An 18,445-nucleotide genomic window follows, 5' to 3' on the forward strand; every position below is an offset into this window, starting at 1 on the left:
GGTCGGACGCGCTCACTTCGTTCCTCAGAAGGTCCGGGTGCGAGAATCGAACCCGCGTCTCAGCCTCCACAAGGCTGAAGGATAACCACTACCCTAACCCGGACACGGATTACGGTACTGCGCTGTGAGTGAAGTAGGTTACGACTCGGGACGAGGGTGTGTCGGAAGCGCACGGTCGAGTCGGGACGCTTTAGTTTCGCAGTCGCCTACGCGTCGGCAGTGGCCATCACCGACAAGGTCTACCTGAAGAACCATCGGCAGATCACCGCGCAGTTAGAGACGTCACTCCCCAAGGGAGCGTTCAAGGGAGCGACGATGGAGGTGCTCTACAGCGGGGACGGCCTCTCGAAACTCGACGACGCGACCCGGGACCGACTGCTGGATTTCGCCACCGACTTCCTCGATTGCGAGGACCCGGACGACATCTATACGGGCTACCCGGAACGACAGTTCGTCCGCTACCTACTGGAACTCCGGGCGCAGGGACTCGGCCCTGACGCCATCGTCGACGTAATGAGCGACGACTACATGCTCTATGCCTACCCGGGCGACGTGCTCTCGTTTCTGGACCGGGCGGTGCGACGGCTGGAAGCGGTCGAGTCGTTGGCCGCCGTCGAGGGTGACGACGCGATGGCAGAGCGCGCCCGAGAAGCGCGTCGGACCCTGTCAGCCTAGTTTGTACGGCGGTTCGTTTCGCTCCCCGTCTAGGTCTTCGAGTTGGATGACGTCCTCGTCACCCGCCTCCAGTCGCTCGCGCAGGTGGTTGACGTAGCGTTTGTGCTCGTCGAGCTGCTCCCGCAGGTGCTCGGCTTCGAGTTCGAGGCGTTCGTGCTCGCGGACGAAGCTCTTCGGCACCTCGACCGTGGGCGGGAAACTCGGGGGCTCACTCGAATCGGCGTCGAGTTCGTGTTCCGGGACGACCTGCACCTGGCCGTCGTGGGCAACGAGCATGTCGACGTAGTCGCGAAACACCGCCGAGAGCGAGAGGTCCCGCTCCTCGGCGATTTCGCGCAGGGTCTCGAACGCGTCCTCGTTGACGCGAAACGAGACGGTTTTGTTCTTGTTACCCATCGTCACCCCGACGTCGAACGCCGACCCACTTAACGGTTTGTCAGACGAGGGGTCGGCCGTCAGTGCTCGGCGGCCGCGTCGGCGTCCTCGCCGCCGAGTTCGTCCGTCTCGTCCAGTCCTTCGAGGGCGGCGAGGGCCATCTGGCGGTAGTCGTCGACCGCGGGATCGTACTCCTCGCGGGCCATCCGGGCGTACTCGTCCCCCTCGTCCTCGAACGCCTCGACGCGTTCGAGTGTCCGCGTCGCCGTCTCGGCCACCCAGCGGTCGCGCGTGGTGGCGTCGACGGCGGTGATCGACTCGGGGCGGACGGAGACGTTGACGTTCCCGTCGTCCGTCTCGTAGGTTCGGGGCTTCCCGACGACGGCGACGTAGGCCGGAGGTTCGAGATCCCGGAGCGTCGACGCGGCGTCGGGCTGGTACTGCCCGGCGTAGACGAAGAACGTCCCCGTCGGGTCGACGATGCGACCCCGCCAGTACTCGTCGCCCTCGCCGACGTCTTCCTTCTCGGTGAGGGTGCCGACGAGGAACACACGGTTCGCGCGCTCGCCGGTCGGGAGGAGGAGGTAGACGGGGGCGCGTTCGTCCTCGGACTCCTTGAACGTGTGACTCGCGTCGTTGAACTCGCGGGCGAAGACGCGGCGCGCGACTTCGCGGGTGGGTGCCTGACTCATGTTAGATCGACCTCGCTTCGATGAGGGCCGCCTCGGCGTCTACCGGCCCGGTCAGTCGTTCGAACTCGTCGACCAGCACGTACCGGCCGAACTGCGGGCCGCTCACCCGGTAGTACCGGCCGAGCGTATCCGCGCGCATCTCGTCGGCGACGACGGTCGTATCGAGTGCGTCCATCGCCATGTCCTTCGCGTCCTCGAGTGTCATCCCGGTGAGTGATTCGGTCGCCTCGCGGTCGAAGATCACCTCGTGGACCTGTTCACCGTCGTCGAGGACGCCCTTGATCCGCAGGTCGAACTCGCCCTCGACGCTCCCGTGTTCGGAACATCGACCGTTCTGGAGGACACGGGTGCAGTCGTCCTCGGGACAGCGCTTGATGAGGCCGCTCCCGCTCTGGATGTCCACCAGCGCGCCCTCCACCGTCTCGGCGTCGTCGCCGACTTCGATGTCCTCGTCGACCTCCGTGATAGTCGTCGTCCGGTTGAGCTTCACCGAGAAGTTACCCTGGTACTCGTCGGTCACCAGGTTCTCCAGCCGGTAGACGGCGCCGTCCTCCAGTTCGGGGAGGTCGGACGTCTCGAAGGCGACGAACTTGGTGGTGCCCGTCTCGTCGCCGAGCAGGCCGACCTGCGCCACGGAGTCGCTCCGTGGTTCCCAGAGTTCGACCACCTTGGCGGTCACGTCTAGCCACTGTTCGTCCTGATCGATTTCGGCGAGGCCGACGGAAGCGTTGCCGCCGCCACCGCCGAGGGCGTCGCGCTCCAGTCCCGCCTCGTCGAGGTAACTGTTCACGACGCTCCGCCGGGCCTCGTCCACCGGGACCCGGTACTCGTTGACGAGGTTGTCGAGTCGTTCCTCGACCTCGTCGACGCTCAGATCGAGATGATCCGAGAACTGCGCTACGATGTCCTCCGCGTGGGTATGCAAATCGGTCATGGTCACACTCGCCTCCGGTCTGTTCTCGTGGGGAGGCACACGCCGATTGGTGCGCGACAATATAAAAACCTCCGGCACCGGGGTGAAAGTGAACGTCGGGGCGATCGAACCGGCGCCGACGGGTCTTTGAGTCCGCCACCGCAAGGGCGGGTATGGACGACCGACTGGAACGGTTCGTGCGAACGACCTTCCGCTCGGCCGGCCGCCGCTACGCGGAGGCCCGCAGGGCCTACCGGGAGGGGCAGGCGTCGGTGGACCTGCCCCGCGACGACGACGGACGCGTCCGGATCGTCTGCCGTCGGGAGGCCGAACGGCGGACCGTCGCCGTCGACGGCGAGGGGCGTCCCGAGTGCTTCGAGGCGGGCCACCCGGACTGCGAGGGCTGTCTGGAGGACGTCCGCGAGGGCATCGTCGAGACGTGGTAGGCGGCCGCCTGGCGGAGCGCTTTTGCCGACAGTCGTCCACACGACGCCCATGGATCGACCGCTCGTGGCCGCCGTCCTCGCCGGCGGCGTCGGCTCCCGACTCTACCCCGCGAGCCGGAGTCACCGGCCCAAACAGTTCCTGTCGCTCACCGGCGGGGACACCCTCCTCGAACGCACCGTCGCCCGCGCCGACTTCGCCGACAGGGTGGTCGTCTCCACCCGCCCGGCGTTTGCCGATGCCGTCCACGAGGCGGTTCCCGAAGCGACGGTGGTGGTCGAACCCGCCGGCAAGGACACCGGCCCGGCACTCACCTACGTCACCCACCGGATCGCCGAGCGCTTCGACGACCCCGTGGTGCTCGCCCTCCCGAGCGACCACCACGTCGCCGGCGACTTCGAGACGCCGGCCCGGCGGGGCGCGCGGGTCGCCGCCGAGACCGACACGCTGGTGACCTTCGGCGTCGCCCCCGACCGCCCGGACACCGGCTATGGCTACGTCGAACCCGGGCGCGACCGGGGCGTGTACGCCGAGGTGGCGGCCTTCCACGAGAAACCGGACGCCGAGACGGCACGGAAGTACGTGGATCGGGGCTACTACTGGAACGCCGGCATCTTCGCGTGGACGCCCGCCGCGTTCGTCGAGGCGGCGGGCGCGCCGGACTCGCCACTTTCCCCCCTCGTGGACGCCCTCGACCAGGGCGATCCGGAGGCGGGGTTCGCGGCGGTCGATCCCGTAAGCGTCGACCACGCGGTGCTCGAACGGGCGGAGAACGTCGCCGTCGTCCCACTCACGGTCGAGTGGGACGACCTCGGATCGTGGGACGCCCTCCAGCGAATCCTGCCCGCCGACGAGAACGGGACGGTCGTCGCCGGCGATGCGGCGGTGACGGCGGTTGACGCGGCGAACAACGTCGTCGCCGGCGACGACGTCCACGTCTCGCTGGTGGGCGTCGAGGATCTCGCGGTCGTCGCCTACGACGACCGGGTGCTCGTGGTGCCGACGGCGGCGGCACAGCGGGTTCGCGAACTGGTCTCCGACCTGGAGTCGAGCGGGGAGTTCTGATCGATTCCGTGGTTCGGCCGTCGCGGCGGGATGCCGACCGCAGGGACGACCCGCGCGATCACCTCGACTGTCGGACGCGGACGGTGCCGTCCGTGGTCACGCCGACCAGCAGGGGGGCCTGCACCTCGCGACCCTTGACCGCGTCGCCGGCCTCGTCGCTGACGAGTTTCATCAGGTCCGGGGCCGTGTGGTTGACCTTGACGCCGGCGGCGTCGCAGGCGTCGTAGACGAGTTTGGGGACGTTGTAGAGATCGGTGTCTTCGTCGACTTCGACACGAACCGGCGCGGTCAGCGCCTCGGCGAACGCGACGGTTTCGCGGGCCTTCGCGACGTTGTCGCGGGCGCTCGACTCGATACTCGAGACGTTGGCACGCGACGTGCCGAGGAGGTCCGCGATGGTGGACTGGCGCACGTTCCGTTCGCGGAGTGCGAGCACCTCGGCTTGCCGACGCGTCAACACGCTCTCTTCGGGGTCGAAACCGGCGCGTTCGAGCAGCGCGTCCGCGTCCGGGTCGTCTTCCATACCTCGACGTAGACCTTCGGCACCTAAAAGCTACACTTCGGACTGTCCGCGGCCGCCGGCGTCTATCCGCCCCAGAAGTTGTCTCGACTGCCCAGTTGCTCGGGACGGCTCGGTCCGCCGTCGGCGTCCGTCTCGGCGTCCTCGCCCTCGCCCTCACCTTCGTCTTCGTCTTCGTCTTCGTCGCCGTCCATCGGGAGACGTTCGACTTCGTCGGCGGTCGCGTGGTTGGCCTTCACTCGGTCGATCCGGACGCGCGCCCGGGACGGCGGGAGCGTCCCGTCGACCAGAACGATGAAGCCGTCCTCGGTGCGGCCGACGCCGGACCCGCTCTCGTGGATGTCGGTCACCTCGACGACGAGTTCCTCCCCGGGTTTCACCGGTTGCTGTTTCAGGTCGGAGATGGGCATATCGTAGTGGTTGCACCACTCGGCGCCCCCGCGATCACCGTAGTGCTGGCACCCCATGCCCTGGATGCGTTCCGAGAAACTGGGGCAGTCGTCGGCGAGCGGACAGTTCGCCATACCACGATGTACTCCACGGCACGTCTAAACGCTTGCGTTGTCCCGACCATTCTTCGGGGTCACTCGCAAGCGTTATGCCAGTCGGCCGAAAATCGGGGCGTATGGCTACCTTCGAGAAGGCGGAACGTCGCATCCTCGACAAACAGATCTGCATGCGGTGTAACGCGCGCAACTCCCCCCGCGCCAAGCGCTGCCGGAAGTGCGGCTACAAGAAGCTCCGTCCCAAGGCCAAAGAACGGCGCAGCGCCTGATACGGACGGTCCTACGTCAGTTCCGGCCGTCTCCGGTGGTCGGAGACGACCGGGAGACGGTTACGACGGCCCGTATGCCCCGTCGATCTTTTTGCGGCCCCGCCGTCGGAACCCTCACCGACGATCAGTCGTACTTCGGCTCCCGTCGCTCGGCCCGTCGGAGCGCCCGTTCGATCACCGTTCGCACGCTCTCCCCGTCGGCGTGGAACGGGTCGCCGTGGCCGGCGTACATCGCCGTGACCGAGTCCGGTAGCCGGTCGAGCAGCGTCTCCAAACTCTCGATGAGGCGCTCGCGGGACTGGCCGGGGCTGTCGGTTCGGCCGAAGCTCCCGTCGTCGAAGGCGCCGTCGTTGTAGACGGCCACGTCGCCGCTGAACAGGGTACGATCACTCACGAGGGAGACGTGGTCGTCGGCGTGGCCCGGCGTGTAGACGACGTCGAAGGACTCGTCGCCGAGGGAGACGGTGTCCCCGTCCGCGAGGCCGTGGGTCCGGCGCGGGTGGTCGGCGTAGGCGTACAGGTCGGCGTCGAAGGCGTCGAGGACGGCGTCGAGTTCGCCGACGTGGTCGTGGTGCTGGTGGGTGAGCACCACCCGGTCGAGGTCGTCGACGTGGTCTGTCACGACGTCGACGACGCCAGACATCGTGCCCGCGTCGACGAGGGCCGGCCGCTCGCCGGTGGCCAGATAGGCGTTGCAGGTGAACTCCTCGGCGTCCGCGGTGACGTTGTGGACGTCCATATCGACTCGTTTCGCGCCGACGACAAAAACGGGGCGGTGGACGTCACACCCACCCGGCAAATCCTTTTTGGTTGTGGACGCGCTACGTTCACTCGTATGGGCTTCGGGAGCTACGATGAATCCGAACAGGAGAACCAAGAGTTAGACGCCGACCTCGACGACAACGAGGGGGTCGAGACGTCCGAGAACGACCATCGGGGGTCGGTCGAGTTCGAAATCGGGGCGTCCAACGACGAGTTGATCGACCGCCTCAAAGAGATCAAAGACGAGTGAAATCCGGCGCGCGGGCGCTCGGCGTCGCCGAATCCTTTTCTGGCTCGGATCGGAGCGTCCTCTGTGGAGCCGTCCTCCGTCGTGACCGCACCGCCGACGGGTTCGCCTTCGGAGCGTGCACCGTCGGCGGCACCGACGCCACCGACGCCATCGCGGACCTCTGGACGTCCCTCGACCGGGCGGACGTCCGCGTCCTCCTGCTCTCGGGTATCGCGCCCGCCTGGTTCAACATCGTCGACCTGTCGAGCCTCCACGAACGGATCGACCGCCCCGTCGTCTCGGTGTCGTTCGAGGCGAGTCCCGGACTCGAACCGGCGCTTCGCGAGCAGTTCTCCGGGGACGCCCTCGACCGGCGACTCCGGACGTACCGCGCCCAGCCGGCCCGACGACGAGTCGACGTGAACGACGAAGACGTGTTCGTCCGGAGCGTCGGCGTCGACGACGTGGCCGCCGCCGAGACGGTACGGGCGTTCACCCCCGAGGGCGGCCGGCCGGACCCGCTCCGCGTGGCGCGACTGGCCGCCCGCGCCGCCCGTCGCTTCGTGAACGAGGACGCCGGCCTCGCCGACGAGGACACTTAAGCCGCCGGACCACGCGCATCCGCTATGGTCGAGACGGACGGACCGGACGTGTGTGCCTGCGAACGGTGTCCGGCGCTCGTCGAGTCACGGAGTCGCATCGTCAACGGGGTCGGCCCCGACGACGCCGCCCTCCTGTTCGTCGGGGAGGCACCCGGCGCCGACGAGGACGAGCGGGGAGAACCCTTCGTCGGGCGGTCGGGATCGGTGCTCGACGACGCCCTCCGAGACGCCGGCCTCGCCCGGGCGGACGTGCGCATCACCAACTGTGTCCGGTGTCGGCCGCCCGAGAACCGCGACCCGCACGTCGGCGAACTCGACAACTGCGCCGAGTTTCTGGCCCGTGAGATCGAGTCGGTCGATCCGGACCTGATCGTCACGCTCGGCAAGGTGCCCGGCGAGCGACTGCTGGATCGCGACGTGGCGGTCACGAAGGAGGCGGGATCGGTCGTCGACGCCCGCATCGGCGGGGAGTCGCGACGAGTCCTGCTCTGTCTACACCCGGCGGCGACGCTGTACGACCGGAGTCAGCGCGACCCGTTCGCGGAGGCGGTGACGAAGGCGGCCGACCTCGTGGGTGCCTCGACGGACGGCGGCGGGCAGTCGCGGCTGGGCGATTACTGATACGGACTGCTGTGAGTCAGTACCGGCGGTTCGGCGAGACGGGTGGCGACCTACTGGTGAACAGGTACATCGAGCCGTACGAAACCCTTGACGCAACGAAAAGCCACTTGCCCCCCGGCGACGGAGTGGAGGTATGAGCCTGTCCGAACCCCCGTCGGAGGCGCTGGCGGACGTGGTCATCGTGGACTACGGCCTCGGTAACCTCCGGTCGGCAACGCGCGGCCTGGAGCGCGCCGGCGCGGCCGTGACCATCACCGACGACCCCGACGACTTCGCCGCCGCCGACGGCATCGTGTTGCCGGGCGTCGGCGCGTTCCGCGAAGGGATGGAAAACGCCGGCCCCTACCGTGAGGCCCTCGCCGACGCGGTTGTCCGCGGCCAACCCGTCTTCGGGATCTGTCTCGGGATGCAGATGCTCCTCACGTCGAGCGAGGAGGCCGACCACGCCGGCGAGGGCGACGTCGTCGGCCTCGACTTCATTCCCGGCCGAAACCTCCGGTTCGACGAGGGACAGAAGGTGCCTCACATGGGCTGGAACGACCTGTCCGTCGAGCGCGACCACCCGCTGGTGACGGGCGTCGACGGGAGCGACCGCGGCGGCTCCGTCGACGGCGAGTACGCCTACTTCGTCCACTCCTACTACGCCGTCCCGGACGACGAGGGTGCAGTCGTCGCCACCACCGACCACGGGCGCACGTTCCCCGCCGTTATCGCGAACGAAGACGGGACCGTCTTCGGGACGCAGTTCCACCCCGAAAAGAGCGGGGAGACGGGACTGACGATACTGCGAAACTTCGTCGACATCTGTTCTCCGGAGTGATAATCGGAGCCGTGAGTTTATGCTGATCTCGTCGGAACGAGGTACGTGGACGACTCGATCACGGTCAGGACCGGCGCCGGGAGTCCGTCCCTCTTCGAACAGGTGCCGGACGGGCTGCTGGTCCACGACCCGGAGACCGGTACCGTTCGCGCGGTCAACGGTCAGTTCGCGGAACTGACCGGCTTCGACCGCGAAGGCCTCGTCGGCCGGCACGTCGAGGACTTGCTGGCCGACGACTGGCACCCGGAGACGCCGGTCGATCGGTTGGCCGACGCCACCGACGGTGCGGGCACGAAAACCGTCGAGTGGCTGCTGAAGCGCCGGGACAGCGGCACCTTCTGGGCCGAACTCTCCGCATCGTCCGTCGAACTGGACGGGGACCGGTGCGTACTGTCGACCGTCCGGGACGTGACCGACCGGAAGCGCCGACAGGACGAACTCGGCCGGTTCGAGGAACTGGTCGAACACGTGCCGACGGGCATCTTCCGGGCACGCGGGGACCCCGACGGGACGTTCGTCGAGGCCAACCCGACGATGGTCGAGTTGTTCGGCGCCGACGGCAAGTCTGAACTGCTCGATGTCACCGTCGCCGACATCTACGCCGATCCGACCGACCGCCGGGCGTTCTTCGAGGCGGTCGACGAGAAAGGAGTCGTGACCGAGAAACTCGAACTCCGGACGCTCACCGGGGAGACGTTCTGGGGATTGCTCACCGTCTGCCGGGTCGATCCCGTCGACGGCGACCCGTACATCGACGGTGCGATCAAGGACGTGACCGAGATCAGGGAGTACCAACGAGTGCTCGAAGAGCAGAACGAACGCCTCGAACTCCTCAACCGGATCGTCCGTCACGACATCCGCAACGATATGCAACTCGTCCAGGGGATGACGGACTTGCTCGACTCGGTCGTCGACGAGACGAACCAGCCGCAACTGGAGACGATACGCACGCGCACGGACCACGTGATCGAACTGACCGACGTGATGGGCGACCTGATGGAGACGCTCGTCTCGGAGGCGGACCCGGACCTCGAACCCACACACCTCTCGTACGTGTTGAACCAGGAGATCCGGGAGGCACAGTCCAGTTACCCCGAGGCGACGATCCGAACGCGCGGGAACGTCCCACTGGTCGAGGTGGTCGCCAACGACATGCTCTCCTCGGTGTTCCGGAACCTGCTGAACAACGCCGTCCAACACAGCGACCGCGACGAACCCACCGTCACCGTCTCCGCGTCCGTCGGGGACGAGACGGTGACCGTCCGCGTCGCCGACGACGGTCCGGGCATCCCGGCGGAACTGGAAGATGACGTCTTCGGCAAGGGCGAGAGGGGTATCGAGAGCGAGGGAACGGGGCTGGGGCTCTATCTGGTGTCCACCCTCGTGGAGCAGTACGGGGGCGAGGTGCGAATCGAGGACAACGACCCCCGCGGTACCGTGTTCGTCCTCCAGTTCGAACTCGCCGACGGGGACGGACGGTCGTAAGTCGATTCCGGTGGTTCGTCGAGACGGGTCGGCGAACCATCGGCAACCGGGGACAGCGATCCGCACGACACCGGAACCCGACGCGTTTTTCACCGCGCACGGCGACCCTCGGCCCATGGAAGCCATCACGCTCGGTCCGGCGGGGACGTACTCCCACCGCGCCGCGCGAGCGGTCGCCGACGAGGTGACGTTCAGCGAATCCGTGACGGCCATCGTCGAGGCGGTCGCCGACGGCGAGTACCGCCGCGGGGTCGTCCCTATCGAGAACAGCATCGAGGGAAGCGTTACGGAGACGCTCGACGCCCTGTCCGCCTACGACGTCGGCGTCGTCGAGGAAGTCGTCACGCCGATCCGGCACGCGCTGATCGCCCAGTCGGAGTCGTTCGACGTCGTCGCCAGCCACTCGCAGGCGCTCGCCCAGTGTCGAACCTTCCTCGAAGCGGAGTATCCGGACGTGACCCTCGAAGCCGTCGCGAGCACCGCCCGCGGCGTCGAACACGCCCGCGAAGACGACACCGTCGCCGCCATCGCCCACCCCGACAACGCGGGCGACGACCTTCAGGTGCTCGCCGAAGACATCCAGGACCGAAGCTCCAACGCCACCCGGTTTTTCGTCATCTCGCCCGCCGAGGAACGCTCCGACGCCGGCGGAAAGTCGACGATCATCGTCAACCCGAACGCCAACTACCCCGGCCTCCTCCTGGAACTGCTGGAGGCCTTCGCCGACCGCGACATCAATCTCTCGCGTGTGGAGTCCCGACCCACCGGTGACCGCCTCGGCGATTACCTCTTCCACATCGACTTCGAGGCGGGCCTCTACGAGGACCACGCGCAGGCGGCCGTCGAGGACGTAGAGAATATCGCCGCCAACGGGTGGGTCCGACGCCTCGGCTCGTACGACACACGCCACGTCGTCTGAGGTGCCGCAGACGGTGCCTACAGGCCAGCTATCGTGCGCATGGATAGCTCCCGTCCTGCTATCTTTATGCCCTCACCGAGCGTACAACGTCCCGGTGAATTACCCGATGCAACCCAACTACTTCAGTGACTTCGACGACCTGTTCGAGCGGATGAACCAGGGCTTCGGCACGATGGGCCGAGCCGTCTCCGGGAGCGCCGACTTCGCCGTCGACATCGCCCACCACGACGACGAACTCGTCGTGACGGCGGACGTCCCCGGCTTCGAGAAGGGGGAGTTCGACATCTCTATCGACGACGACCGCCTGACGGTCCGCGCCGAATCCGAGATGGAGTCGTCGTCCGACGACGACTCCTACGTGCGCCGCGAGCGCCACCACCGCACGGTGCGACGTACGATCCACCTGCCCGTGGCGGTCGACGGCGAGAACGCCACGGCGACCTACCGGAACGGCGTGCTGACGGTGACGGTTCCCGTCGAAGCCGACGGCGACGTGCGCCACATCGACGTCGAGTGATCGGTCTCGTACGGACTGTTGTCAGTCAGTTTCGGCCGCCGTCGTCCCCCGTGGTCGGCGACGGCCGGGACACAGTGACGACGAGCCGTCTCAGTCCCGGTCCGCAAGCGGGAGTTCGACGACCACGACGGTGCCGCGGGGGTCGTTCTCCTCGACCCACACCTCGCCGCCGTAGTGGTCGACGAGCGATTCGACGAGATACAGCCCCAGCCCCGTTCCCTCGCTCTCGAGGCCCCTCTGGCCCCTGCCGAAGACGTCATCTTCCAGTTCCGCCGGGATGCCCGGACCGTCGTCGGCGACGCGAACGCGGACGCGATGAGGACCCCGTAGGAGGTCAGCCGAGACGGTGACGGTGGGTTCGTCGCGGTCGCTGTGCTGGACGGCGTTGTTCAGCAGGTTCCGGAACACCGAGGAGAGCAGATCGTTCGCCCGAACCTCGACGTCCGGCACGTCGCCCTCCAGGACCAACTCCGCGTCGGTGAACACCTTCCGTCGCCGGTCCAGTTCGCCCCGGAGCGTCTCCGAGAGCGACACCGCCTCCAGCGGCAGTTCCGTCCCCCCGGCGACCGTCCGCGCGAGGTCACGGGAGCTTCGGGTGAGTTCGACGACGTGTTCGCCGGTGTCGGTGATCGTCTCGAGGTGGTCCCGCCCCGCCTCGTCGACGTGGTCGTCGAGGAGTTCGGCGTGGCCGAGAACGATCTGCATATCGTTGCGGATGTCGTGTCGAAGCACCCGGTTGAGCGCCCGTAGCTGGTCACGGGCCTGCGATAGTTCACGCTCGGAGGCCCGCCGCTCGCTGATATCCCGGGCAACGGAAAGCACGGCCGGCGCGTCGTGGTACCGGACGAGCCGAGCGCTGACCTCGACGGGAACGGCCCCGCCGTCGGCGGTCACGTGGACCGTCTCGTAGACGAGACGATCCCCGCCCGCGGCGTGCCGGCCGTCGAAGGCGGCGTCACCCTCGACGTCGTCGATGGAGCGCCCCTCGAGCGACGACGGGTCACAGCCGAGTCGGACCGCCGCCACCTCGTTGGCGGCGATGATCCGTCCCCGCGTGTCGTGGACGATGACCGTATCGCCGATGCCGTCGAAGAGGGCCCGGTACTCGTCGCGGGCGGTGTGGAGCGACCGGATCGTCGCCGACTGTTTCGCCGTGAACAGCCCGATGAGGACGCCGACGGCACCGCCCGCGCCCGCGAAGTTCAACACCACCAGCGCCGTCCGCGATCCGGTCGCGGAGTCGAGAGTCACACCCCAGGCGACGCCGCCGAAGACGACCACGCCGAGAAGCGTCGTCACGGGAACCTGGATGGCGACCCACCCGTCGAGGTCACTCCGGAGGAGCCACCCGGCCACGACGACGAGGAGGATCACCAACCCGGCCGGAGCGGCGACGCGACTTGGCGTTTGCCACGCCCCGTTGCCAAGGCGTCCGTCCCAGACGACGAGGACCGCGACGGCGAGACCGACGAGAACGCCCGTCCCGACGACCCGTCCGAGCGACGACCGTGTCACGACTGTTCTCACCCTGGATTGTCATCGGGGGCACGGATAGATAATGGTCGCTTACCGGAACCCCGGCCCAGGATAATGGCCTCTTATCCGTACGGTTCAGTCGTGATACTGCGAGATGGCTCCCGTTTCGGCCGGCGAGCCCCCGATCGCCCGGTGGTATAGGAGTTATTTTAGGTCGGGGGGACCTCCACCGGAGTATGGACTACGACCCGCAGGACATCGAGGAGCGCTGGCGGGAGCGCTGGGCCGAGACGGGCCGGTACGAAGCCGACCCGGACAGCGAGGGAGAGGACGCGACGTTCATCACCGTGCCGTATCCCTACCCGAGCGGCGGGATGCACATCGGACACGCCCGGACGTACACCGTGCCGGACGTGTACGCCCGCTACCGCCGCCAGCAGGGCGACAACGTCCTCTTTCCCATCGCCTGGCACGTCACCGGCACGCCGATCATCGGCGCCGTCGAACGCCTGAAGAAAGGCGAGGAGGAGCAACTGTCGGTCCTCCGGGACACCTACGACGTGCCCGAGGACACCCTCCAGGAACTGGAGACGCCGATGGGCTACGCCCGCTACTTCATCGAGGAACATTACAAGCGGGGGATGAAATCGCTGGGTCTCTCCATCGACTGGCGACGCGAGTTCACCACCAACGACGACCGCTACTCGAAGTTCATCACCTGGCAGTACGAGACCCTGCGGGAGCGGGGCCGACTGGAGAAGGGCCTCCACCCCGTCAAATACTGCACGAACGAGGAACAGCCGGTCACAACCCACGACATTCTGGAGGGTGAGGAGGCCGAGTATCAGGAGTACACCCTGATCCGCTTCGGCCTCGACGACGCGGTGGTGCCGATGGCGACGCTCCGACCGGAGACGGTACGGGGCGTTACGAACGCCTACGTGAACCCCGACGGAACCTACGTACGCGCGACGGTCGACGGCGAGACGTGGCTCGTGAGCGAGGCGGCGACGGAGAAACTCCGCCTGCAGGCCCACGACGTGCACGTCGAAGAGCGGTTCTCCGGTGCGGAACTGGTCGGCGAGGATGTCACCAACCCCGTAACCGGCGACGAGGTGCCGGTCCTGCCGGCGACGTTCGTCGACCCCGACAACGCGACGGGCGTCGTCATGTCGGTGCCCGCCCACTCGCCGGACGACTACCTCGCCCTGCAGGAGGCGAAGGCGGACGACGAACGGATGGAACGCTACGGCGTCGACCCTGCCGTCGTCGATGCTATCGAACCGATTCCGATCCTCGACGTCGAGGGGTACGGCGACGTCCCCGCCCGCGACGCCGTCGAGTCGGCGGGCGTCGAGTCCTCGAACGATCCCGAACTGGAGGACGTGACGAAGGAACTGTACAACCGCGAGTTCCACGCCGGCCGCCTCCACGACGACTACGAGGAGTTCGGCGGCGAGGTGATCGAAGACGTGCGCGAGGCCTACCGCGACGCCGGCATCGACGCCGGCCACTTCGGGACGATGTACGAGTTCTCCGAGGAGGTCGTCTGCCGGTGTGGCGGCCACGTCGAGGTGGCCGAACAGGACACCTGGTTCCTCCGGTACAACGACGAGGACTGGAAGGAGATGACGAAACGGGTCGTCGAGAACATGGAGTGCGTCCCCGAGAACACCGAGGGCGAGTACTACCACACCATCGACTGGCTCAACGAGTGGCCGTGTATCCGCAACTACGGGCTGGGGACGCGCCTGCCGTGGGACGACGACTTCGTCATCGAACCCCTCTCGGACTCGACCATCTACATGGCGTACTACACGCTCGCGCCGCGCCTGCGCGAGATTCCGGTCGACGACCTCGACCGGGACTTCTTCGACGCCCTCTTTTACGGCTCCGAGGCCGTCGAGGACCCCGATCCGCGGGCGCTCGACCTGCGCGAGGAGTGGCAGTACTGGTACCCCGTCGACTACCGCTTCTCCGCGAACGACCTCATCTCGAATCACCTCACGTTCTACCTGTTCCACCACGCGGAGCTGTTCGACGAATCGCAGTGGCCGGCTGGCATCGTCATCATGGGCATGGGCCTGCTGGAGGGCGAGAAGATGTCATCCTCGAAGGGCCACGTCGTCCTCCCCGGCGAGGCCATCGAACGGTACGGCGCCGACACGGTGCGCTTTTTCCTGCTCAACTCCGCGGAGCCGTGGCAGGACTACGACTGGCGCGCCGGGCAAGTCGAGAGCGTCCGTAACCAGCTCGAACGGTTCTGGAACCGCGCCCAGGAACTGCTGGCCGAGGAGCCGGTCTCGACGTTCGACGACGACCCCGCGGCCCAGGACCTCGAACACATCGACCGGTGGCTGCTCTCGAAGCTCCAGCGGACCGTCCGCGAGGTGACGGAGGCGATGGACGGCTCCGAAACGCGGTCGGCGAGCCAGACAGCCTTCTACGGCTTCGAAGAGTCGCTCCGGTGGTACCGCCGTCGTACCGACCAGGACCGTGCGGGCGCCCAGTGGACGCTCCGACACGCCCTGGAGACCCGACTGCGCCTCCTCGCACCGTTCGTCCCGTTCATGGCGAACGAACTCCACGAACGGCTGACTGGCGACCCGGCCGAGGACGTCCCGTGGCCCGAGGTCGATCCCGCCTTGGAGAGCACCGGGGCAGAACTGCAGGAACGGCAGATCGAACGGCTCACGGAAGACATCCACGACATCGTCGACGTGACGGGCACCGATCCCGACACGATACGGGTGTACGTCGCCGCCGACTGGAAGCGGACGGTGTTCGACGCGGTCGCCGAGGCCGGCCCAGACGTGGGTGCCGTGATGAGCGAGGCGATGAGCGATCCGGACCTCCGAGAACGGGGGAACGAGGTGAACGACCTCGCGGGCGAACTCGTCGAACTCGCGCGTGACTTGGACGACGGAACGGTCGACGCCATGCGCGACCTGGACGAAACGCGCGTCTACGAGGCGGCCGTTCCCTTCCTCGAACGCGAGTTCGACGCCGACGTGACCGTCTACGCCGAGGACGCCGACCCGCCAGACCCGGGCGAGAAGGCCGGCGACGCCGTCCCCTTCCGCCCGGCGATCTACCTCGAATAGTCGGACAGGAAACAGTTATTGTCGGCCCCGCGTATCTCGTCCACGAGCGACGCCGACGAGGACGCGGGCACGACGGCCGTCTATCGAACGGTCAGCGAGTCGTTTCGTTCCCGCCCCGGCGCCGAGGTGGACGTGATCGGATGGAGTCCCTTTCTCGGCATAGTGATCCTCCTCCCGTCGTTGCCGATTCTGCTCCTGGTGGGGGCGGTCACGAACGCCCTCGACGCCGTCGCCCCGACGGCGGAGTGACCCGTCTCCTCACGGAAATACTTATTTTCGGACTGACCAACGTTGCGCCACGCGTGTACGATTCGATACGGACGGTCACGACGACGCTGGAACGGCGACGGCAGTGGAACGGAGCGCGCGACACGGGGAACCGATGACCGACGACGGACGCGGCCGGGAGTACGTCGAAGACCGCTTCGACCGGTGGTGGACGCGATTTCTCGCCAAGGGCCTCGACCGGTACGACCTGCAGAACCTGCGAGCGGATATCGACACGTGGGCGGAGTGGTGCGACGCCTTCGCGGCGGTCGGTGAGGAACACGCCGAACGCGGACGGGACGCGGAGGCGGCGGGCAACTCGACGAGTGCGGGCGAACACTACCTCCGTGCGTCGATGTACTGTCACTTCGGCTCGTTCGCGTGGTTCGTCGACGAGGACCGCCGCGAGACGGTCCACCGACGCGGCGTCGAACTGTTCGAGAAGGCGGGACCACACCTCGATCCGGCGGCCGAACGGATCGAAGCGCCGTGTCCGGGCGGGGTCGACGTTCCGGGCTTCCTGCGGGTGCCGTCGCACAGTCCCGACGGCCTCGACGAGTCGCCGCTGGTGATTCTCCTCTCCGGACTCGATTCGACGAAGGAAGAACAACACACGCGGGCGTCGGACTTCCACGCCCGCGGCGTCGCGACGCTCTCGGTCGACGGCCCCGGGCAGGGCGAGGCGTGGTACACCCGCCCCATGACCCCAGAGTACCACGAAGCCATCTCGGCCGCGGTCGATCACGCACAGGGATTCGACGGCGTCGACGCCTCGCGTCTGGGCGTCTACGGCGTCTCGATCGGCGGGTTCTACGCCCCGCACGTCGCCGCCAACGACGACCGGTTCGACGCCTGCGTGGGGCTTGCCGGTCCCTTCAGCGTCGGCGCCGCCTCGATGTACAACCCGAGCATGCGGGAGGGCTTTCTCCACGCCTGTCACACCGACTCGCTGGTCGAGGCCGACGACGTGACCGAGCGGATGACGCTCCACGGGGATATCGAGAACCTGACCGCGCCGTCGCTCATGATCGCGGGCGGCAACGACACCGTCATCCCGCCCGAACAGACCGAGCGAATCGCCGAACGAGCGCCCAACGGCGAGTTGCTGTACTACCCCGACGGCGACCACGTCTGTAAGAACCGCGTCACCCAGTATCGTCCCTACGCGGCCGACTGGATGCGCGAACGGCTCAGTTAGGCCAGGCCGAGCAGGTCGAAGGCCGTCCCGGCACCGGCCGCGGAGGCGCGTTCGTAGACGACGTGGGCGGCGGCCACGTCCTGGATGGCGAGGCCGGTGCTGTCGAAGACGGTGACGCCGTCCTCGGGGGTCCGTCCCGTCGCCGCGCCGGTCACCACGGCGCCGAGGGCGGCGTGGATGTCGTCGTCGGTGAGTCGTCCCGCCTCGTAGGGTACGTTGATCTCGCCGGAGTGGGTACACTGCGCGTGATCGTCGACGACGAGTTTCGCGGCCGCCAGCAGGTCGTCGGCGAGTTCGTGTTTGCCGGGGGCGTCGGCGCCGATCGCGTTGACGTGGGTGCGCTCGCCGACGGCGTCGACGATTGGGTCCCGGACGGGCGTCACCGTCGAGAGCACGTCGCAGGCGGCAGCCTCGGAGATGGATCCGACGCGGGCGTCGAAGCGGTCGCTCACGTCCTCGACGAACGCCGCCGCCCGCTCGGCGTCGGCGTCGGCGACGACCACCGTCTCGATGGGCCGGACCGTCGTGATGGCGTCCAGTTGCGCGAACGACTGGACGCCCGCGCCGACGAGGCCGAGCGACGTCGCGTCCGCGACGGCGAGGTAGTCGGTGGCGACGGCGGCGGCCGCACCCGTCCGCCGGGTCGTGAGCGTCGTGCCGTCCATGATCGAGAGGGGCACCGCCGTCTCGGGGTCGGAGTAGATCATCGTCCCCATGACCGTCGGGAGACCGTGGCGCTCCCCGTTGTGTGGATGGGAGTTCACCCACTTCACGCCCGCGGCGTCCCAGTCCTCGGCCCGGAGGTAGGCCGGCATCGACCGGAAGTCGCCGTCGTACTGCGGGAGGTCGACGTAGGACTTCGGCGGCATGGTCGCGTCGCCGCGTTCGTAGGCCGCGAACGCCGACTCGACGGCGTCGACGAGCGGGTCCATGGGAGCGTTGTCCTCGACGGTCTCGGCGTCCAGAAGCAGAGTCTCCATGGACAC

Annotated in this window: 22 protein-coding genes and 1 tRNA gene; 14 read left to right on the top strand and 9 right to left on the bottom strand. The window is 67.6% G+C overall.

The features are described from left to right. Positions 1 to 31: 31 nt before the first annotated feature. Positions 32 to 103 (bottom strand) — tRNA-His (locus V8686_RS16220). Between the two features lie 116 nt (positions 104 to 219). Between V8686_RS16220 and V8686_RS16225 the strand changes: the two genes are divergently transcribed. After that, positions 220 to 675 (top strand): DUF5814 domain-containing protein, encoded by a 456-nt coding sequence (locus V8686_RS16225; RefSeq protein WP_379706297.1) that lies wholly within the window; start codon positions 220 to 222, stop codon positions 673 to 675. Here V8686_RS16225 and V8686_RS16230 read toward each other — a convergent pair. The 3 genes from V8686_RS16230 to V8686_RS16240 are packed head-to-tail and all read right to left on the bottom strand — an operon-like array spanning position 667 to position 2,676. After that, positions 667 to 1,071 carry a ribbon-helix-helix protein, CopG family gene (locus V8686_RS16230; protein ID WP_379706300.1) on the bottom strand — a complete coding sequence of 135 codons (405 nt, stop codon included), beginning with the start codon at positions 1,069 to 1,071 and terminating at the stop codon, positions 667 to 669. The genes V8686_RS16225 and V8686_RS16230 overlap by 9 nt on opposite strands. Before the next feature lie 59 nt (positions 1,072 to 1,130). Beyond that, complete coding sequence (locus tag V8686_RS16235) at positions 1,131 to 1,742, bottom strand: RPA family protein (RefSeq protein ID WP_379706303.1); 612 nt, start codon at positions 1,740 to 1,742, stop codon at positions 1,131 to 1,133. Between the two features lies 1 nt (position 1,743). After that, the gene (locus V8686_RS16240) at positions 1,744 to 2,676 is read right to left on the bottom strand and encodes a replication factor A (RefSeq protein WP_379706306.1); all 933 of its coding nucleotides are present in this window, start codon (positions 2,674 to 2,676) and stop codon (positions 1,744 to 1,746) included. A gap of 152 nt (positions 2,677 to 2,828) precedes the next feature. Between V8686_RS16240 and V8686_RS16245 the strand changes: the two genes are divergently transcribed. Both V8686_RS16245 and V8686_RS16250 read left to right on the top strand, forming a co-directional pair. Then, entirely contained in the window at positions 2,829 to 3,101 is a 273-nt protein-coding gene (locus V8686_RS16245) for a DUF7091 family protein (RefSeq protein ID WP_379706309.1), read from the top strand. A gap of 49 nt (positions 3,102 to 3,150) precedes the next feature. After that, positions 3,151 to 4,164: a mannose-1-phosphate guanylyltransferase gene (locus V8686_RS16250; RefSeq protein ID WP_379706311.1), complete on the top strand. Its 1,014-nt coding sequence runs from the start codon at positions 3,151 to 3,153 to the stop codon at positions 4,162 to 4,164. A gap of 58 nt (positions 4,165 to 4,222) precedes the next feature. Here V8686_RS16250 and V8686_RS16255 read toward each other — a convergent pair whose 3' ends face one another. Then, positions 4,223 to 4,687 (bottom strand): Tfx family DNA-binding protein, encoded by a 465-nt coding sequence (locus tag V8686_RS16255; protein WP_379706314.1) that lies wholly within the window; start codon positions 4,685 to 4,687, stop codon positions 4,223 to 4,225. A 62-nt stretch (positions 4,688 to 4,749) separates the two neighbouring features. After that, the gene (locus V8686_RS16260) at positions 4,750 to 5,208 is read right to left on the bottom strand and encodes a TRAM domain-containing protein (protein WP_379706317.1); all 459 of its coding nucleotides are present in this window, start codon (positions 5,206 to 5,208) and stop codon (positions 4,750 to 4,752) included. A gap of 101 nt (positions 5,209 to 5,309) precedes the next feature. Here V8686_RS16260 and V8686_RS16265 point away from each other — a divergent pair, with 101 nt between their 5' ends. Further along, complete coding sequence (locus V8686_RS16265) at positions 5,310 to 5,459, top strand: 50S ribosomal protein L40e (protein ID WP_379706320.1); 150 nt, start codon at positions 5,310 to 5,312, stop codon at positions 5,457 to 5,459. 124 nt (positions 5,460 to 5,583) lie between these two features. Here the strand turns inward: V8686_RS16265 and V8686_RS16270 are convergent, their stop codons facing one another. Then, positions 5,584 to 6,198, bottom strand: a complete 615-nt coding sequence (locus V8686_RS16270; protein ID WP_379706323.1) for an MBL fold metallo-hydrolase — start codon at positions 6,196 to 6,198, stop codon at positions 5,584 to 5,586. A 96-nt stretch (positions 6,199 to 6,294) separates the two neighbouring features. Here V8686_RS16270 and V8686_RS16275 point away from each other — a divergent pair, with 96 nt between their 5' ends. The 7 genes from V8686_RS16275 to V8686_RS16305 all read left to right on the top strand — a co-directional run bounded on the left by V8686_RS16275 (position 6,295) and on the right by V8686_RS16305 (position 11,414). Next, positions 6,295 to 6,471 (top strand): DUF5786 family protein, encoded by a 177-nt coding sequence (locus tag V8686_RS16275; RefSeq protein ID WP_157689402.1) that lies wholly within the window; start codon positions 6,295 to 6,297, stop codon positions 6,469 to 6,471. After that, a complete protein-coding gene (locus V8686_RS16280) occupies positions 6,468 to 7,052 on the top strand; it encodes an endonuclease dU (RefSeq protein WP_379706326.1) in 585 nt (194 codons plus the stop codon). The genes V8686_RS16275 and V8686_RS16280 overlap by 4 nt, the downstream gene beginning before the upstream one ends. A 24-nt stretch (positions 7,053 to 7,076) precedes the next feature. Next, positions 7,077 to 7,673, top strand: a complete 597-nt coding sequence (locus V8686_RS16285) for a uracil-DNA glycosylase (RefSeq protein WP_379706329.1) — start codon at positions 7,077 to 7,079, stop codon at positions 7,671 to 7,673. Between the two features lie 133 nt (positions 7,674 to 7,806). Beyond that, positions 7,807 to 8,493 (top strand): imidazole glycerol phosphate synthase subunit HisH, encoded by a 687-nt coding sequence (hisH, locus tag V8686_RS16290; RefSeq protein WP_379706332.1) that lies wholly within the window; start codon positions 7,807 to 7,809, stop codon positions 8,491 to 8,493. Positions 8,494 to 8,538: 45 nt separating this feature from the next. After that, positions 8,539 to 9,978, top strand: a complete 1,440-nt coding sequence (locus tag V8686_RS16295) for a sensor histidine kinase (RefSeq protein WP_379706335.1) — start codon at positions 8,539 to 8,541, stop codon at positions 9,976 to 9,978. A gap of 115 nt (positions 9,979 to 10,093) precedes the next feature. Continuing rightward, positions 10,094 to 10,897, top strand: a complete 804-nt coding sequence (gene pheA / locus V8686_RS16300) for a prephenate dehydratase (RefSeq protein WP_379706338.1) — start codon at positions 10,094 to 10,096, stop codon at positions 10,895 to 10,897. A gap of 106 nt (positions 10,898 to 11,003) precedes the next feature. Then, positions 11,004 to 11,414: an Hsp20/alpha crystallin family protein gene (locus V8686_RS16305; protein ID WP_407344210.1), complete on the top strand. Its 411-nt coding sequence runs from the start codon at positions 11,004 to 11,006 to the stop codon at positions 11,412 to 11,414. A gap of 90 nt (positions 11,415 to 11,504) precedes the next feature. On the opposite strand, the gene V8686_RS16310 is transcribed toward V8686_RS16305, so the two are convergent. Further along, entirely contained in the window at positions 11,505 to 12,929 is a 1,425-nt protein-coding gene (locus tag V8686_RS16310) for a two-component system sensor histidine kinase NtrB (protein WP_379706343.1), read from the bottom strand. Between the two features lie 197 nt (positions 12,930 to 13,126). Here V8686_RS16310 and leuS point away from each other — a divergent pair, with 197 nt between their 5' ends. The 3 genes from leuS (at position 13,127) to V8686_RS16325 (ending at position 17,459) form a co-directional block, all read left to right on the top strand. Continuing rightward, positions 13,127 to 15,994 carry a leucine--tRNA ligase gene (gene leuS / locus V8686_RS16315; RefSeq protein ID WP_379706346.1) on the top strand — a complete coding sequence of 956 codons (2,868 nt, stop codon included), beginning with the start codon at positions 13,127 to 13,129 and terminating at the stop codon, positions 15,992 to 15,994. A gap of 18 nt (positions 15,995 to 16,012) precedes the next feature. Next, complete coding sequence (locus V8686_RS16320; RefSeq protein ID WP_379706349.1) at positions 16,013 to 16,243, top strand: DUF7535 family protein; 231 nt, start codon at positions 16,013 to 16,015, stop codon at positions 16,241 to 16,243. A 133-nt stretch (positions 16,244 to 16,376) separates the two neighbouring features. Next, positions 16,377 to 17,459, top strand: a complete 1,083-nt coding sequence (locus tag V8686_RS16325; RefSeq protein ID WP_379706352.1) for an alpha/beta hydrolase family protein — start codon at positions 16,377 to 16,379, stop codon at positions 17,457 to 17,459. On the opposite strand, the gene V8686_RS16330 is transcribed toward V8686_RS16325, so the two are convergent. Then, complete coding sequence (locus V8686_RS16330) at positions 17,456 to 18,439, bottom strand: ornithine cyclodeaminase family protein (protein WP_379706355.1); 984 nt, start codon at positions 18,437 to 18,439, stop codon at positions 17,456 to 17,458. The genes V8686_RS16325 and V8686_RS16330 overlap by 4 nt on opposite strands. Between the last annotated feature and the right edge of the window lie 6 nt (positions 18,440 to 18,445).

Origin of the sequence: Haloplanus litoreus, assembly GCF_045690335.1 — an archaeon.
Lineage (GTDB): Archaea > Halobacteriota > Halobacteria > Halobacteriales > Haloferacaceae > Haloplanus > Haloplanus litoreus.

Bases quoted from the DNA above. Each gene is read 5' to 3' on its own strand.
- V8686_RS16275 (WP_157689402.1), top strand. From the start codon at position 6,295: ATGGGCTTCGGGAGCTACGATGAATCCGAACAGGAGAACCAAGAGTTA.
- leuS (WP_379706346.1), top strand. From the start codon at position 13,127: ATGGACTACGACCCGCAGGACATCGAGGAGCGCTGGCGGGAGCGCTGG.
- hisH (WP_379706332.1), top strand. From the start codon at position 7,807: ATGAGCCTGTCCGAACCCCCGTCGGAGGCGCTGGCGGACGTGGTCATC.
- V8686_RS16245 (WP_379706309.1), top strand. From the start codon at position 2,829: ATGGACGACCGACTGGAACGGTTCGTGCGAACGACCTTCCGCTCGGCC.
- V8686_RS16235 (WP_379706303.1), bottom strand. From the start codon at position 1,742: ATGAGTCAGGCACCCACCCGCGAAGTCGCGCGCCGCGTCTTCGCCCGC.
- V8686_RS16330 (WP_379706355.1), bottom strand. From the start codon at position 18,439: ATGGAGACTCTGCTTCTGGACGCCGAGACCGTCGAGGACAACGCTCCC.
- V8686_RS16285 (WP_379706329.1), top strand. From the start codon at position 7,077: ATGGTCGAGACGGACGGACCGGACGTGTGTGCCTGCGAACGGTGTCCG.
- V8686_RS16305 (WP_407344210.1), top strand. From the start codon at position 11,004: ATGCAACCCAACTACTTCAGTGACTTCGACGACCTGTTCGAGCGGATG.
- V8686_RS16230 (WP_379706300.1), bottom strand. From the start codon at position 1,071: ATGGGTAACAAGAACAAAACCGTCTCGTTTCGCGTCAACGAGGACGCG.
- V8686_RS16240 (WP_379706306.1), bottom strand. From the start codon at position 2,676: ATGACCGATTTGCATACCCACGCGGAGGACATCGTAGCGCAGTTCTCG.
- V8686_RS16270 (WP_379706323.1), bottom strand. From the start codon at position 6,198: ATGGACGTCCACAACGTCACCGCGGACGCCGAGGAGTTCACCTGCAAC.
- pheA (WP_379706338.1), top strand. From the start codon at position 10,094: ATGGAAGCCATCACGCTCGGTCCGGCGGGGACGTACTCCCACCGCGCC.
- V8686_RS16255 (WP_379706314.1), bottom strand. From the start codon at position 4,687: ATGGAAGACGACCCGGACGCGGACGCGCTGCTCGAACGCGCCGGTTTC.
- V8686_RS16250 (WP_379706311.1), top strand. From the start codon at position 3,151: ATGGATCGACCGCTCGTGGCCGCCGTCCTCGCCGGCGGCGTCGGCTCC.
- V8686_RS16265 (WP_379706320.1), top strand. From the start codon at position 5,310: ATGGCTACCTTCGAGAAGGCGGAACGTCGCATCCTCGACAAACAGATC.
- V8686_RS16260 (WP_379706317.1), bottom strand. From the start codon at position 5,208: ATGGCGAACTGTCCGCTCGCCGACGACTGCCCCAGTTTCTCGGAACGC.
- V8686_RS16325 (WP_379706352.1), top strand. From the start codon at position 16,377: ATGACCGACGACGGACGCGGCCGGGAGTACGTCGAAGACCGCTTCGAC.